The sequence below is a fragment of the Bacillus sp. YP1 genome, from assembly GCF_000877815.1.
Lineage (GTDB): Bacteria > Bacillota > Bacilli > Bacillales > Bacillaceae > Bacillus > Bacillus subtilis.
The window spans coordinates 51,711-65,282 of the sequence record NZ_CP010014.1; the positions used below are offsets into that span (position 1 = coordinate 51,711).

Below are 13,572 nucleotides of genomic sequence, written 5' to 3' on the forward strand. Positions count from 1 at the left end.
GGAGAGACACGTTGATGAATTTGATCAGAATCGAATTAAGAAAAATGAAAATGGGCTGGTATATCAGAGGTGCCCTTATTGCCAACGTGATCATTATGGGTTTTATGTGGCTGATCAGTTATTCCGAAAAAGCCGATGGCGGGGTTTCGTTCCAAAGTACGGATGAAGCATTCCTCATCATCGGTACCTTCGTCAGAGCGGTATTTATCGTATTTGGCGCTGTGCTGATCGTAAAATTGGTGATTTCGGAATATAAAAACAAAACCATTCTTGTGATGTTCACGTACCCGATCAGCCGTAAAAAGCTGCTCACCGCTAAGCTCATGATCGCGGGCGGACTGACGTTTATCACGATTTTACTTTCAAATATACTCATAGCCGCCGGTTTCTTTTGGCTGAACTCGATCTACCATTTCATACCGGGAGAGCTTACTTCCGAGATCATTTCTCAACAGGCGGTCAAAATGGCGGTTTTCGCTTTTGGCGCCGCTGGAACCAGTTTAGTTCCCATCTTTTTTGGGATGCGTAGACACTCGGTTCCGGCGACCATCATTTCATCTGTAGTAATTGTGATGCTCATCAGCTCAACAAGTCCGGGCTTCTCGATTTCATCTGTTGTGTATATCCCGTTATCGTTAGCGGCATTCGGATTGTTCTTTTCCTACATGGCGATCAGGAATGCGGACAAGCAGGATGCGTAAACAAAGGCGCCCAATATGTATAAAAGGCCGATGCTGTCAGCACCGGCCTTTCCATTATGAGTCTGTTCTTGTTTCAAGATAATGCTTCTTGCCAATCTCTTTGCTCATCATATAGAAATGGAAGCAATATTCACCGATTGCCATGACAATCGCGCCGAATAAAGCCGCCAATGCAACTTCACCGCCAGTCATCCCCATAGAAAGCGGCATGCCCATCAGCCAGATCACGAGAAAGGCCAAACCAAAATCAGCCAAAGTTGCAATCATATTATTCCATTTCGGCAATACATAAAGATCGCCCAGCAAATAAGAAATAACCCCTAACACAATCGTCATTAGCAGCGTATCACCAAACGTGAACCCAAAGCCCAGACCAAGCACCAGATACAACACAATAATCGTCATAATACCTTTAATAGCGAGCGCTTTCACATGTGTCATTACAATTCCTCCTTTTGTCATTTGATTTGTTATGTATAATTCCTCAAATGTAAAAAGTTAAACCTTATTTTTTTTCGGAGGCGGGTGCAAATCTGCTGGGGAGGGGTCAATGATGTGAATCCAGGAATTGAGGCTGCGGCGCTTCGACAGCGGAAATGTGAAGCTTGTACTGCACCGGACGCTGCTTTGATGCCCAACAGCCCATTATGTTTGCTGTTTTTAGATGAATAAATTTAAAAACTTCTCCTGTCCCTCCGTCATCACTTCTGAAGTAATGAAATATGATGAAAAGAGATCAAGGGGAGGTGACGTGATGGCGGTCGTGAGAGCAACGAGTGCGGATGTCGATTTGATGGCAAGGCTGCTCAGAGCGGAAGCGGAAGGTGAAGGCAAGCAGGGGATGCTGCTTGTCGGCAACGTTGGAATTAATCGGCTGCGGGCGAATTGCTCAGATTTTAAAGGCCTCCGCACCATCAGGCAGATGATTTATCAGCCACACGCGTTTGAGGCTGTGACTCATGGATATTTTTATCAAAGAGCGCGGGATAGCGAGCGTGCCCTTGCACGCCGGTCGATTAATGGTGAAAGGCGCTGGCCTGCAAAATTTAGTTTATGGTATTTCAGGCCGGAGGGGGACTGTCCAGCCCAGTGGTATAACCAGCCGTTTGTGGCCAGATTTAAGTCACACTGCTTTTATCAGCCGACGGCGGAGACGTGTGAAAATGTATATAACACATTTTAGAGACAGGACACCGTTCAAGTTGAACGGTGTTTTTCTTTGAAAAGATGCAATGGAAAATATTCCTGTGAGATAATCGAAGAAAAAAGAGCTGACGGAGATGACAGAATGGCAACAATTGACCTGCAAAAGAAAAGTGTAAAGATCGTACTGGAGAAAAAGCAGTTAACGAAGGTGACGGCTCGTGTCGGACTGGTTCTTGATATTACGGGATCGATGAGACCGCTCTACAAAAACGGGACGGTTCAAAATGTGGTGGAGCGGATTTTGGCAGTGGCTGATCAGTTTGATGATAACGGTTTGCTGGATGTATGGGTGTATGATAATGAATTTTCCCGATTAAAGCCAGTTTCAGAAAAGGATTTTTCGGGCTATGTCGATCGTGAAATTTTAAATAATGACCGCTTGCATAAATTCGGCAGAAATGATGAGCCGCCAGTCATGAAGGACGTGCTGCGCAAATATGTTGCGGAGGAACCGAGCTCGTATCCTGCTTTCATTGTTTTTATCAATGACGGGGGCTGTAAAAAGTCAATCAAACCGATAATTGAAGCTTCTTCTGATAAACCGGTGTTCTGGCAGTTTGTCGGCATCGGAAACGGAAACTTTGATTTTCTCAATAAACTGGATACGTTAGAAGGGCGTGTCACTGATAACACGAATTTCCTGCATATCGAAGAGATTGACCGCATTTCTGATGATGAGCTTTATGATGCTCTGCTTGCTGAATTTCCATTTTGGCTGAAAGAAGCGAAGGAAAAAGGGATTGTAAGAGAACAAGAGCCTCCTGCTGAAAAGCCGAAAAAGAAGGGCTTTTTCAGCAGATTGTTTTCGAAATAACTGATAAGGCACTGAGCCATTCTGCGAAATGGCTCTGTGTTTTTGTTTTTTTAAGATCATGTGAAGAAAAATAGTCCGAATGGGCGGCTTGCAAACGACAGGATATGCAGAAAACGCGTCATTCAGCCAGCTTTCGGCATGTTTCAGCGGCAGGCTTGTGAGGGAAGACCTGTTTTTGATGTTCAGCGCTTACAATCGGTTCACACTTCTTCACAGTCGTTTAACAACGATTTCCTATAATGGAGACGATCAATGAGGAGAGAGGGGATCTTGAATGGCATACGACAGTCGTTTTGATGAATGGGTACAGAAACTGAAAGAGGAAAGCTTTCAAAACAATACGTTTGACCGCCGCAAATTTATTCAAGGAGCGGGGAAGATTGCAGGACTTTCTCTTGGATTAACGATTGCCCAGTCGGTTGGGGCTTTTGAAGTAAATGCTGCGCCTAAATTCTCAAGCTATCCGTTTACATTAGGGGTAGCGTCAGGTGATCCGCTTTCTGACAGTGTCGTGCTCTGGACGCGCCTGGCACCAGATCCGCTGAACGGCGGAGGAATGCCGAAGCAAGCCGTGCCTGTCAAATGGGAGGTCGCAAAGGATGAGCATTTCCGCAAAATCGTAAGAAAAGGCACTGAAATGGCTAAACCGAGTCTTGCCCATTCCGTTCATGTGGAAGCAGACGGGCTTGAGCCGAACAAAGTGTACTATTACCGTTTCAAAACCGGACATGAACTAAGCCCTGTCGGAAAAACAAAAACACTGCCTGCCCCTGGCGCCAATGTACCGCAAATGACCTTTGCATTTGCTTCCTGCCAGCAATATGAGCACGGATATTATACGGCCTACAAGCATATGGCAAAGGAAAAGCTTGATCTTGTCTTCCATCTCGGTGATTACATATATGAATACGGCCCAAATGAATATGTATCAAAAACAGGCAATGTCCGCACGCACAACAGCGCGGAAATCATTACGCTGCAAGACTATCGGAACCGTCACGCTCAATACCGTTCTGACGCCAATCTTAAAGCTGCACATGCGGCATTCCCTTGGGTTGTAACTTGGGATGACCATGAAGTTGAAAACAACTATGCCAATAAAATACCTGAAAAAGGACAGTCGGTTGAAGCATTCGTGCTCCGCCGCGCGGCAGCATACCAGGCATACTATGAACATATGCCGCTCCGCATTTCCTCTTTGCCGAATGGCCCAGATATGCAGCTGTACCGGCACTTTACGTACGGAAACCTGGCGTCCTTCAATGTGCTTGATACCCGCCAGTACAGGGACGACCAAGCCAATAACGACGGCAATAAGCCGCCTTCTGATGAATCGCGCAATCCGAATCGGACCCTGCTTGGAAAAGAACAGGAGCAGTGGCTCTTCAACAATTTGGGCAGTTCGACAGCCCACTGGAATGTGCTGGCGCAGCAGATTTTCTTTGCCAAGTGGAATTTCGGGACAAGCGCAAGCCCGATCTACAGCATGGATTCGTGGGACGGCTACCCGGCTCAGCGCGAACGGGTGATCAATTTCATTAAAAGCAAAAATCTGAATAATGTTGTCGTACTGACAGGTGATGTACACGCAAGCTGGGCATCGAACTTGCATGTCGATTTCGAGAAGACAAGTTCAAAAATATTCGGAGCCGAATTTGTCGGAACCTCGATCACTTCCGGAGGGAACGGCGCCGATAAGCGAGCGGATACGGACCAAATTTTAAAAGAAAATCCGCACATCAAGTTCTTTAACGACTATCGCGGATATGTCCGCTGTACAGTGACGCCTCACCAGTGGAAAGCCGATTATCGGGTGATGCCGTTTGTGACCGAGCCGGGCGCAGCCATTTCCACGAGGGCTTCATTCGTTTACCAGAAAGACCAAACTGGGTTGAGAAAGGTATCATCCACAACAATCCAAGGCGGGGTGAAGCAATCCGATGAGGTCGAAGAGGATCGTTTCTTTGCGCACAACAAAGCCCACGAAAAACAAATGATTAAGAAGCGGGCAAAAATCACGAATTAAGGAGTGGAAATTATGTTTTCAAACATTGGAATACCGGGCTTGATTCTGATCTTTGTCATCGCCCTCATTATTTTTGGCCCTTCCAAGCTGCCGGAAATCGGGCGTGCTGCCGGACGGACACTGCTGGAATTTAAAAGCGCCACAAAATCACTTGTGTCTGGTGATGAAAAAGAAGAGAAATCAGCTGAGCTGACAGCGGTAAAGCAGGACAAAAACGCGGGCTGAATGTTGATGAGGCAGACACCGGGTCTGCCTCTTTTTTTATGAAAGGGAGGGCTTTTTTGAATGGATAAAAAAGAAACCCATCTGATCGGGCATTTAGAAGAGCTTCGCCGCCGGATTATCGTCACCCTTGCGGCATTTTTTCTATTTCTCATCACGGCTTTTTTGTTCGTACAGGACATTTATGACTGGCTGATCAGGGATTTGGATGGAAAGCTGGCTGTGCTTGGGCCGAGTGAAATCCTCTGGGTGTATATGATGCTTTCCGGCATTTGTGCCATTGCGGCTTCTATCCCTGTTGCCGCGTACCAGCTGTGGCGTTTCGTTGCACCGGCGCTGACGAAAATGGAGCGCAAGGTGACGCTCATGTACATACCAGGTTTATTTGCGTTGTTTTTGGCGGGCATCTCCTTCGGATACTTTGTCTTGTTTCCGATCGTGCTCAGCTTTTTGACTCATTTATCCTCCGGCCACTTTGAAACGATGTTTACGGCTGACCGCTACTTTAGGTTTATGGTGAATTTGAGCCTGCCGTTCGGCTTCTTGTTTGAGATGCCCTTGGTAGTGATGTTTTTAACAAGGCTGGGTATCTTAAATCCTTACAGACTGGCCAAAGCGAGAAAGCTGTCCTATTTTCTGCTGATTGTCGTATCTATATTAATTACACCGCCTGATTTTATTTCTGATTTTCTCGTGATGATCCCGCTTCTTGTCCTGTTTGAAGTGAGTGTCACCCTATCGGCGTTTGTCTATAAAAAGAGGCTGAGGGAAGAAACAGCGGCGGCCGCTTAGTGCAGCGTACCGCCCGGTGACTTCACATCCTCATCATATTGTGCGGCCGTAACAGCGGCGATTCTCAATGCCCGGACAATCGTGTCCAGGCTGAGGCTCGGCGCTGTTTTGTCGATTGTTTGCTCCGGAATGTAAGGAATATGAATAAAACCGCCGCGAATGTGCGGGGATGTCCGGCTAATGTGATCCATTAACCCGTAGAACAAATAGTTGCATACAAAGGTCCCTGCTGTGTAGGAAACCGCAGCTGGAATGCCATGTTCCTTCATCTTAGCAGTCATTCGTTTCACGGGAAGCCCTGTCCAGTAAGCGGCGGGCCCATCTGGAGAAATCTCTTCATCAATCGGCTGATGTCCTTCGTTATCGGGGATTCGCGCATCTGCAAGGTTGATCGCCACCCGTTCCGGTGTAATCTGCATCCGTCCTCCTGCTTGGCCGACACAAATTACGATATCCGGCTGATGTGTTTGAATGGCTTGGCGCAGAGTGCCCAGAGCGGATCTAAAGACGGTTGGAATTTGTTCCGCTGTAATTATGGCTTCTTCCGTCTCGAAGCCATTAAGCCGTTTCGCCGCTTCCCATGATGGATTGACGGTTTCTTTGTCAAAAGGGTCAAAGCCAGTGATCAGCACTTTTTTTCTCATTCTCCCATCTCCTTTTTCTTTTATTCTATTGTTTATTTATGGGTTTTTCATCAAAATAATGTAAAGGAGTGAATCATAATGGAGCATTTGCCGCAGCAGTATCGTCATTTATTCCCAACCTTGCAGACGCATACGATGCTTGCCAGCTGTTCTCAGAGCGCATTGGCAGAGCCTGTATCAAGGGCGATTCAGGATTATCATGATAGCCTGTTGTATATGGGGACGAACTGGAAAGAAGCGATCGAAAAAACAGAGTTTGCGAGAAACGAGTTTGCAAAGCTGATCGGGGCTGAACCGGATGAAGTGGCGATTGTGCCGTCAGTTTCTGATGCACTGGTTTCTGTAGCATCGTCCTTAACTGCATTTGGAAAGAAGCACGTTGTATATACAGATATGGATTTTCCGGCGGTGCCTCATGTTTGGCAGGCACACTCCGATTATACCGTATCCGTCATTCCATCAATAGACGGCGTGCTGCCGCTTGAACAATATGAAACGCATATTTCGGATGAAACAGTACTGACGTGTGTTCCTCACGTTCATTATCGTGACGGCTATGTTCAGGATATAAAAGCGATTGCCGAGATTTCTCAGAGAAAAGGCTCTTTATTGTTTGTAGATGCTTATCAATCAGCCGGGCATATTCCCATTGATGTGAAGGAATGGGGCGTAGATATGCTGGCAGCAGGCACCCGGAAGTATTTGCTCGGCATACCGGGTGTGGCGTTTCTTTATGTGAGAAAGGAACTGGCTGACGCACTGAAGCCGAAAGCATCAGCTTGGTTCGGCAGAGAGAGCGGATTTGATGGGGCTTATGCAAAAGACGCGCGCCGTTTTCAAACGGGCACCCCAGCTTTTATCAGCGTATACGCAGCTGCAGCGGCTTTATCGCTGCTGAATCATATTGGGGTTTCTCATATCAGGGATCATGTGAAAACGATCTGTGCCGATGCAGTTCAATATGCCGCTGAAAAAGGCCTGCAGCTGGCGGCGGCACAAGGTGGGGATCAGCCAGGCATGGTTGCGATCCGGGATGAGCGGGCATCGGAAACGGCGGCGTTGCTGAAAAAGAAAAAAGTGATTTGCGCGCCGCGGGAAAATGTTATCCGTCTCGCTCCCCATTTTTATAATACGAAGGAGGAAATGCGTCACGCGATTGATGAAATCGCGGCGAAAACGATCCACAAGTAAACATAAAAAAGCCCCTGAACATTAGTCAGGGGCTTTTCATATTAATGATCTACCTTCACGCGCTTCATAAAGAAAGCGCCAATTAAACCGATAATGGCAACAATCATTGCAAACACAAATGCGTGCTGTACACCCGCTGTCAAAGCTTGCGGGATGACTGCCGGATCGGCAGGGTTTTTAACTGTACTCATATAATCATGCTGGCCTGCAGCCATAATGCTGACCGCAACCGCTGTTCCGATAGCGCCGGCCATTTGCTGCAGCGTGTTCATAATGGCGGTGCCGTCTGGATAAAATTCACGCGGCAGTTGGTTTAAACCGTTTGTCTGTGCAGGCATCATGATCATAGAAATCCCGATCATCAAGCAGGTGTGCAGGATGATAATCAGCACAGCTGTTGAAGTGGTCGTTACATTTGAGAAGAACCATAGTACAACTGTGACAATCACAAATCCCGGAATGACAAGCCATTTCGGCCCGTATTTATCGAACAAGCGGCCTGTAACAGGGGACATAAATCCATTTAAAATACCGCCCGGCAAGAGAACAAGACCAGATGCAAATGCAGTCAGGACTAAGCCGCCTTGCAGATACATCGGCAGAAGCAGCATAGATGACAGAATGACCATCATACAAATGAACACCATGATCACACCCAAAATAAACATCGGGTATTTGAACGCACGGAGGTTCATCATCGGCTGCTTCATTGTCAGCTGGCGGATTGAAAATAGGATAAGGCCGACAACGCCGACAATCAGCGACACGATAACAGTCGGGCTGGACCATCCCCCGGAGCCTTCACCCGCGTTGCTGAATCCGAACACAATGCCGCCGAAGCCAATCGTCGACAGGATGATAGACAATACATCGATTTTCGGCTTTGTCGTTTCAGATACATTCTGCATATATGCGATACCGAACACAAGCGCCAGCACAAGGAATGGAAGAGAGATCCAGAAAATCCAGTGCCAGTTGAGGTGCTCCAGAACCAATCCTGAGAAAGTTGGGCCGATGGCGGGCGCGAACATAATGACAAGACCGATCGTTCCCATTGCGGCGCCCCGTTTATGAGGCGGGAAAATCACCAAGATTGTGTTAAACATTAGGGGCAGTAAAAGACCGGTTCCAAGTGCCTGAACGATCCTTGCTGCTAATAAAAACGAGAAGCTCGGCGCAAGCGCCGCGATCAAGGTTCCTATAATTGAAAAGATTAGTGACACGGTAAAAAGCTGTCTTGTTGTGAACCACTGTAACAGCAGTCCTGAAACAGGAACAAGGATACCGAGTACAAGCAGGTAGCCCGTCGTTAACCATTGGACGGTTGCCGCTGTAATGTTCAATTCCTTCATAAGGTCGGTTAACGCAATATTCAGTGCTGTTTCACTGAACATGCCGATAAAACCGGCCAACAGCAAGGAAATCATAATCGGCATCACTTTGTATTGCTGAGATGCTTTAGCTGTTGTTTCCAAAATCATTTCCCCTCTCTATCAACTGCATGTAGGATGTCGTTTTTTTATCTCTTCAGCAGGTCAGGAATGCAGCTGGAGATATGAAGGAGCGGCGTACTGTTTTTTGCCGTCAAAGATAAAAGAATACCGCCTTCAATCATCGCGTTAACCACAGTGCTGGCTTCTTTTGCACGGCTCTCGCTGCAGCCAGTCTGCCGCAGTTTTTCCTCATATACAGAGGCCCATTCTTTGTAGGCTTCATGACAGGCTTCGCGCAACGGTTCGCTTTTCAATGACGTCTCAGCCGCTAGCAAGCCCACAGGCAAGCCTTCAATGTCTTCCGTACATGAAAACTGGCAGGAGAGCTCCTTCAAAAAGGCTTGAATGCCTTCCGCTGGGTCGGTGTAGGCTTCCATGCAGTCCGCGATTTTCTGACGGATATACTCCTTCATCTCATTTACGGCTTCGATCGCAAGCTGTTCTTTACCCCCGGGAAAGTGGTAGTAAAGAGAGCCTTTAGGCGCACCGCTTTCCTTTATAATCTGGTTCAGCCCCGTGCCGTAATACCCTTGCAGCTGAAAAAGCCGGGTAGCTGCCGAAAGGATTTTCTCACGGGAATCTCCATAACTCATAACATTCCCACCTTACTGAATTGCAATCAAAAATATAGTGACTGGTCTATTATCTTGATTCAATCATCAATTGTCAAGAAAAATTCATTGTATGAAAAGACAAAAAAAGAAGGATATGACAACAAAAAATACTGAGAGAAAAGCTGACTGATCTTTTGACTGAATAGATAAAATGTTCAATGATTAATCATCATATGGATGTAAGGAGAGAAATAGATGAAAAAACAACGAATGCTCGTACTTTTTACCGCACTATTGTTTGTTTTTACCGGATGTTCACATTCTCCTGAAACAAAAGAATCCCCGAAAGAAAAAACGCAGACACAAAAAGTCTCTTCGGCTTCTGCCTCTGAAAAAAAAGGTCTGCCAAACATTAGAATTTTAGCGACAGGAGGCACGATAGCTGGTGCCGATCAATCGAAAACCTCAACGACTGAATATAAAGCAGGTGTTGTCGGCGTTGAATCACTGATTGAGGCAGTTCCAGAAATGAAAGACATTGCAAACGTCAGCGGCGAGCAGATTGTTAACGTCGGCAGCACAAATATTGATAATAAAATATTGCTGAAGCTGGCGAAACGCATCAACCACTTGCTCGCTTCAGATGATGTAGACGGAATCGTCGTGACTCATGGAACAGATACATTGGAGGAAACCGCTTATTTTTTGAATCTTACCGTGAAAAGTGATAAACCGGTTGTTATTGTCGGTTCGATGAGACCTTCCACAGCCATCAGCGCTGATGGGCCTTCTAACCTGTACAATGCAGTGAAAGTGGCAGGTGCCCCTGAGGCAAAAGGGAAAGGGACGCTTGTTGTTCTTAACGACCGGATTGCCTCAGCCCGATATGTCACCAAAACAAACACAACTACAACAGATACATTTAAATCAGAAGAAATGGGCTTCGTCGGAACAATTGCAGATGATATCTATTTTAATAATGAGATTACCCGTAAGCATACGAAGGACACGGATTTCTCGGTTTCTAATCTTGATGAGCTGCCGCAGGTTGACATTATCTATGGATACCAAAATGACGGAAGCTACCTGTTTGACGCTGCTGTAAAAGCCGGAGCAAAGGGGATTGTATTTGCCGGTTCTGGGAACGGGTCTTTATCTGATGCAGCCGAAAAAGGGGCGGACAGCGCAGTCAAAAAAGGCGTTACAGTGGTGCGCTCTACCCGCACGGGAAATGGTGTCGTCACACCAAACCAAGACTATGCGGAAAAGGACTTGCTGGCATCGAACTCTTTAAACCCCCAAAAAGCACGGATGTTGCTGATGCTTGCGCTTACCAAAACAAATGATCCTCAAAAAATCCAAGCTTATTTCAATGAGTATTGAAGAAAAGAAGGCAATAAGCCTTCTTTTTTTTGGCTTTTTAGGACCAATAATGACCTCTGAATCTTAAAATTTCTTTAAAAATAAGCCAAAATTACCCTTTACTTAATTAATTTGGTAACGTAATATAATTGGAGAATTTGTTACAAAAAAAGGAGGATATTATGAAATTTGTAAAAAGAAGGATCATTGCACTTGTAACAATTTTGATGCTGTCTGTTACATCGCTGTTTGCGTTGCAGCCGTCAGCAAAAGCCGCTGAACACAATCCAGTCGTTATGGTTCACGGCATTGGAGGGGCATCATTCAATTTTGCGGGAATTAAGAGCTATCTCGTATCTCAGGGCTGGTCGCGGGACAAGCTGTATGCAGTTGATTTTTGGGACAAGACAGGCACAAATTATAACAATGGCCCGGTATTGTCACGATTTGTGCAAAAGGTTTTAGATGAAACGGGTGCGAAAAAAGTGGATATTGTCGCTCACAGCATGGGGGGCGCGAACACACTTTACTACATAAAAAATCTGGACGGCGGAAATAAAGTTGAAAACGTCGTGACGCTTGGCGGCGCCAACCGTTTGACGACAGGCAAGGCGCTTCCGGGAACAGATCCAAATCAAAAGATTTTATACACATCCATTTACAGCAGTGCCGATATGATTGTCATGAATTATTTATCAAGATTAGACGGTGCTAGAAACGTTCAAATCCATGGCGTTGGACACATCGGCCTTCTGTACAGCAGCCAAGTCAACAGCCTGATTAAAGAAGGGCTGAACGGCGGGGGCCAGAATACAAACTAATGAGATAAATAACCTTGAAGAGTCCTATTCTTCAAGGTTATTCTGCTTTTAGCACAATGGTTTTCGCCGCCATATCATGAACGGTTTGTTTTTTCTTCGTAAATGCGGCTGTCAAATAGATCAGGCGGGAGAATACATGCACCCACGCTATCAGGTAACGGACAATGGCTTGCGGGAAGGATATTTTTTTATATGTTTCGTCCCTCACGATTTGCAGCCCGATGATTTTTTTGCCCAGTGTGCCCTTCCAATTTGTCAGCGGCATCAGCAAAGGATACACAATCAGCATCAATATGGCGACAATAATGACACCGGCGGACCCATCGCCAAACGTAAATCCGGCTGCCAAAATCACTGCTGCGGCAATGATTACATCAAGTACAAGCGCGCAGGCGCGCAGCATGAAACCAGCTAGTTCCAATAGAAACACTCCTTAAAATGTTAAATAAATACCTAATGATTGTAAAAAAGAAGGGCCTAAAGTGGGAATAGGTGATAAGCCTTAAATCACAAAAGTTGGTGAAAATGTCATAGGTAAATTGGCATAATCAGCCAGCTTATCACATTACCAAATTCTTTTTTAGCCCGAAACCAAGCCCTCAGAAGTTATTTTTGTTAAAATAGAAAAGTTACAACAGAATTCGGAGGGTTTATTGTGGGAAAAGTGAAACGAAATGCCCCTTGCCCATGCGGCAGCGGCAAGAAATATAAAAAATGCTGCGGAAGTAAAGTTGTCGACTTCCCGGCGGAACTAGCGGCAAAAGAAGCGAAGCAAATTCAGGAAGACTTAGTGGAGTATGCCTTCACAGTACATAGAGAAAGCATTTCAGGCTTTATCAACCAGCATGATTTTCTTTCTGCTATGGACAGACAGACGAAAGACATCAGCGTATTTAACTTAGGAATCTGGGGAATCTTCTTCCACCCGCTTGCTGGTGAGAAGACAATCTTCGAAGAGTACCTTCAGAAAAAAGGCGATTCGATCACTCGTCCGAAAACGCGTGAGATCGTAGAATCATGGCAGAGCATGACGCCTGCTTTATTGCTGCTGAAGGACCTGAAGGAAGGCATCATTCACTTTGAAGATGTCATTACGGCAAAACAATTCGAAGTGGAAATGGACGCCAGCAATCAAGACCTTCCTCCAGTGGGAAGCCTGATTCTTGGATATCCAATCCACGAAGCGGAAAAAGCAGAATTCTTCATGCAGTTCACGATCTTCCCGGTGAAGAGAACAGGAGCGCTGATCAGCAAGGTGAAGAAATATGCGGATGCCGCTGTGAAGGAAGGCAAAACGCCGGAGGACTTCATGAAGCAGGAATTCAACAACGTTCTGTTCGCGTTGTTAGCTGAGAAAGATGAAGAGCCACAAGCAGAGAAAGCGGAAGTAAGCACTGTTGAGTGGGCAAACGATTTGGAGAAAGAAACCGCTGCGGCTATTGAAGAAGGCATGAGCGGGGAAGAGTATCCGACTGAATTGATCCCAGCTGTTATTGACATTTGGAAAACATTCTGCGAGAAAAAATCACCTGTCATCAGAAAGCCGGAAGCTTTTGCTGCGGCAGTTGAATATTATGTAAACGCAATTTCTCTTAACGGCGCGTCCGTTTCTCAAGCTAAACTGGCGAAAAAATACGGCGTCAGCGCATCAACGATTTCCAGCCGTTACAAAGAAATTGAAAGCACGCTGCAGGATGAAGCGGATCGTTTTGCACAAGCGTTATCCTCATAATGGAAAAAACCTTG

17 protein-coding genes are annotated in these 13,572 nt (G+C 46.1%); 11 read left to right on the top strand and 6 right to left on the bottom strand.

What is annotated here, in order from left to right:
• Positions 1-14: 14 nt before the first annotated feature.
• Entirely contained in the window at positions 15-701 is a 687-nt protein-coding gene (locus tag QF06_RS00245; protein WP_080121049.1) for an ABC transporter permease, read from the top strand.
• Here the strand turns inward: QF06_RS00245 and QF06_RS21670 are convergent.
• Together QF06_RS21670 and QF06_RS00250 are read right to left on the bottom strand one after the other, a co-directional pair.
• A complete protein-coding gene (locus QF06_RS21670) occupies positions 662-796 on the bottom strand; it encodes a hypothetical protein (RefSeq protein ID WP_119122840.1) in 135 nt (44 codons plus the stop codon). The two genes, QF06_RS00245 and QF06_RS21670, sit on opposite strands and share 40 nt — an antisense overlap.
• On the bottom strand, positions 756-1,142 hold the full coding sequence (locus QF06_RS00250) for a YndM family protein (RefSeq protein ID WP_003246313.1): 387 nt from the start codon (positions 1,140-1,142) through the stop codon (positions 756-758). The genes QF06_RS21670 and QF06_RS00250 overlap by 41 nt, the downstream gene beginning before the upstream one ends.
• A 313-nt stretch (positions 1,143-1,455) precedes the next feature.
• On the opposite strand from QF06_RS00250, the gene cwlJ reads away from it, so the two are divergent.
• The 6 genes from cwlJ to tatC all read left to right on the top strand — a co-directional run bounded on the left by cwlJ (position 1,456) and on the right by tatC (position 5,761).
• A complete protein-coding gene (gene cwlJ, locus QF06_RS00255; protein ID WP_015715185.1) occupies positions 1,456-1,884 on the top strand; it encodes a cell wall hydrolase CwlJ in 429 nt (142 codons plus the stop codon).
• A 105-nt stretch (positions 1,885-1,989) separates the two neighbouring features.
• The gene (locus QF06_RS00260) at positions 1,990-2,721 is read left to right on the top strand and encodes a vWA domain-containing protein (protein WP_041520541.1); all 732 of its coding nucleotides are present in this window, start codon (positions 1,990-1,992) and stop codon (positions 2,719-2,721) included.
• A 79-nt stretch (positions 2,722-2,800) separates the two neighbouring features.
• Positions 2,801-2,977 carry a hypothetical protein gene (locus QF06_RS20750; protein ID WP_015715187.1) on the top strand — a complete coding sequence of 59 codons (177 nt, stop codon included), beginning with the start codon at positions 2,801-2,803 and terminating at the stop codon, positions 2,975-2,977.
• 18 nt (positions 2,978-2,995) lie between these two features.
• Positions 2,996-4,747 (top strand): alkaline phosphatase PhoD, encoded by a 1,752-nt coding sequence (gene phoD / locus QF06_RS00265; RefSeq protein ID WP_014475691.1) that lies wholly within the window; start codon positions 2,996-2,998, stop codon positions 4,745-4,747.
• A gap of 12 nt (positions 4,748-4,759) precedes the next feature.
• Positions 4,760-4,972: a sec-independent protein translocase protein TatAD gene (tatAD, locus tag QF06_RS00270; protein ID WP_003223835.1), complete on the top strand. Its 213-nt coding sequence runs from the start codon at positions 4,760-4,762 to the stop codon at positions 4,970-4,972.
• A 60-nt stretch (positions 4,973-5,032) separates the two neighbouring features.
• Complete coding sequence (gene tatC / locus QF06_RS00275; RefSeq protein WP_003234779.1) at positions 5,033-5,761, top strand: twin-arginine translocase subunit TatC; 729 nt, start codon at positions 5,033-5,035, stop codon at positions 5,759-5,761.
• On the opposite strand, the gene pcp is transcribed toward tatC, so the two are convergent.
• Positions 5,758-6,405, bottom strand: a complete 648-nt coding sequence (pcp, locus tag QF06_RS00280) for a pyroglutamyl-peptidase I (RefSeq protein ID WP_015715188.1) — start codon at positions 6,403-6,405, stop codon at positions 5,758-5,760. The genes tatC and pcp overlap by 4 nt on opposite strands.
• Before the next feature lie 78 nt (positions 6,406-6,483).
• Here pcp and QF06_RS00285 point away from each other — a divergent pair, with 78 nt between their 5' ends.
• A complete protein-coding gene (locus tag QF06_RS00285; protein WP_015715189.1) occupies positions 6,484-7,596 on the top strand; it encodes an aminotransferase class V-fold PLP-dependent enzyme in 1,113 nt (370 codons plus the stop codon).
• Between the two features lie 41 nt (positions 7,597-7,637).
• Here QF06_RS00285 and lmr(B) read toward each other — a convergent pair whose 3' ends face one another.
• Positions 7,638-9,077, bottom strand: coding sequence for a lincomycin efflux MFS transporter Lmr(B) (lmr(B), locus tag QF06_RS00290; protein ID WP_003234772.1), 1,440 nt, complete (start codon positions 9,075-9,077; stop codon positions 7,638-7,640).
• 38 nt (positions 9,078-9,115) lie between these two features.
• Entirely contained in the window at positions 9,116-9,682 is a 567-nt protein-coding gene (gene lmrA, locus QF06_RS00295) for a transcriptional regulator LmrA (RefSeq protein ID WP_003234771.1), read from the bottom strand.
• 216 nt (positions 9,683-9,898) lie between these two features.
• On the opposite strand from lmrA, the gene ansZ reads away from it, so the two are divergent.
• Positions 9,899-11,026 (top strand): asparaginase AnsZ, encoded by a 1,128-nt coding sequence (ansZ, locus tag QF06_RS00300; protein WP_003234769.1) that lies wholly within the window; start codon positions 9,899-9,901, stop codon positions 11,024-11,026.
• Between the two features lie 161 nt (positions 11,027-11,187).
• Positions 11,188-11,826 carry a lipase EstA gene (lipA, locus tag QF06_RS00305; protein ID WP_015715191.1) on the top strand — a complete coding sequence of 213 codons (639 nt, stop codon included), beginning with the start codon at positions 11,188-11,190 and terminating at the stop codon, positions 11,824-11,826.
• A 37-nt stretch (positions 11,827-11,863) separates the two neighbouring features.
• Here the strand turns inward: lipA and QF06_RS00310 are convergent, their stop codons facing one another.
• On the bottom strand, positions 11,864-12,247 hold the full coding sequence (locus QF06_RS00310; protein WP_015715192.1) for an RDD family protein: 384 nt from the start codon (positions 12,245-12,247) through the stop codon (positions 11,864-11,866).
• 234 nt (positions 12,248-12,481) lie between these two features.
• Here QF06_RS00310 and QF06_RS00315 point away from each other — a divergent pair, with 234 nt between their 5' ends.
• A complete protein-coding gene (locus tag QF06_RS00315) occupies positions 12,482-13,558 on the top strand; it encodes a helix-turn-helix domain-containing protein (protein WP_015715193.1) in 1,077 nt (358 codons plus the stop codon).
• The last annotated feature ends 14 nt before the right edge of the window (positions 13,559-13,572 follow it).

Bases quoted from the DNA above. Each gene is read 5' to 3' on its own strand.
- QF06_RS00245 (WP_080121049.1), top strand. From the start codon at position 15: ATGAATTTGATCAGAATCGAATTAAGAAAAATGAAAATGGGCTGGTAT.
- QF06_RS00250 (WP_003246313.1), bottom strand. From the start codon at position 1,142: ATGACACATGTGAAAGCGCTCGCTATTAAAGGTATTATGACGATTATT.
- cwlJ (WP_015715185.1), top strand. From the start codon at position 1,456: ATGGCGGTCGTGAGAGCAACGAGTGCGGATGTCGATTTGATGGCAAGG.
- QF06_RS00260 (WP_041520541.1), top strand. From the start codon at position 1,990: ATGGCAACAATTGACCTGCAAAAGAAAAGTGTAAAGATCGTACTGGAG.
- QF06_RS20750 (WP_015715187.1), top strand. From the start codon at position 2,801: ATGGGCGGCTTGCAAACGACAGGATATGCAGAAAACGCGTCATTCAGC.
- phoD (WP_014475691.1), top strand. From the start codon at position 2,996: ATGGCATACGACAGTCGTTTTGATGAATGGGTACAGAAACTGAAAGAG.
- tatAD (WP_003223835.1), top strand. From the start codon at position 4,760: ATGTTTTCAAACATTGGAATACCGGGCTTGATTCTGATCTTTGTCATC.
- tatC (WP_003234779.1), top strand. From the start codon at position 5,033: ATGGATAAAAAAGAAACCCATCTGATCGGGCATTTAGAAGAGCTTCGC.
- pcp (WP_015715188.1), bottom strand. From the start codon at position 6,405: ATGAGAAAAAAAGTGCTGATCACTGGCTTTGACCCTTTTGACAAAGAA.
- QF06_RS00285 (WP_015715189.1), top strand. From the start codon at position 6,484: ATGGAGCATTTGCCGCAGCAGTATCGTCATTTATTCCCAACCTTGCAG.
- lmrA (WP_003234771.1), bottom strand. From the start codon at position 9,682: ATGAGTTATGGAGATTCCCGTGAGAAAATCCTTTCGGCAGCTACCCGG.
- ansZ (WP_003234769.1), top strand. From the start codon at position 9,899: ATGAAAAAACAACGAATGCTCGTACTTTTTACCGCACTATTGTTTGTT.
- lipA (WP_015715191.1), top strand. From the start codon at position 11,188: ATGAAATTTGTAAAAAGAAGGATCATTGCACTTGTAACAATTTTGATG.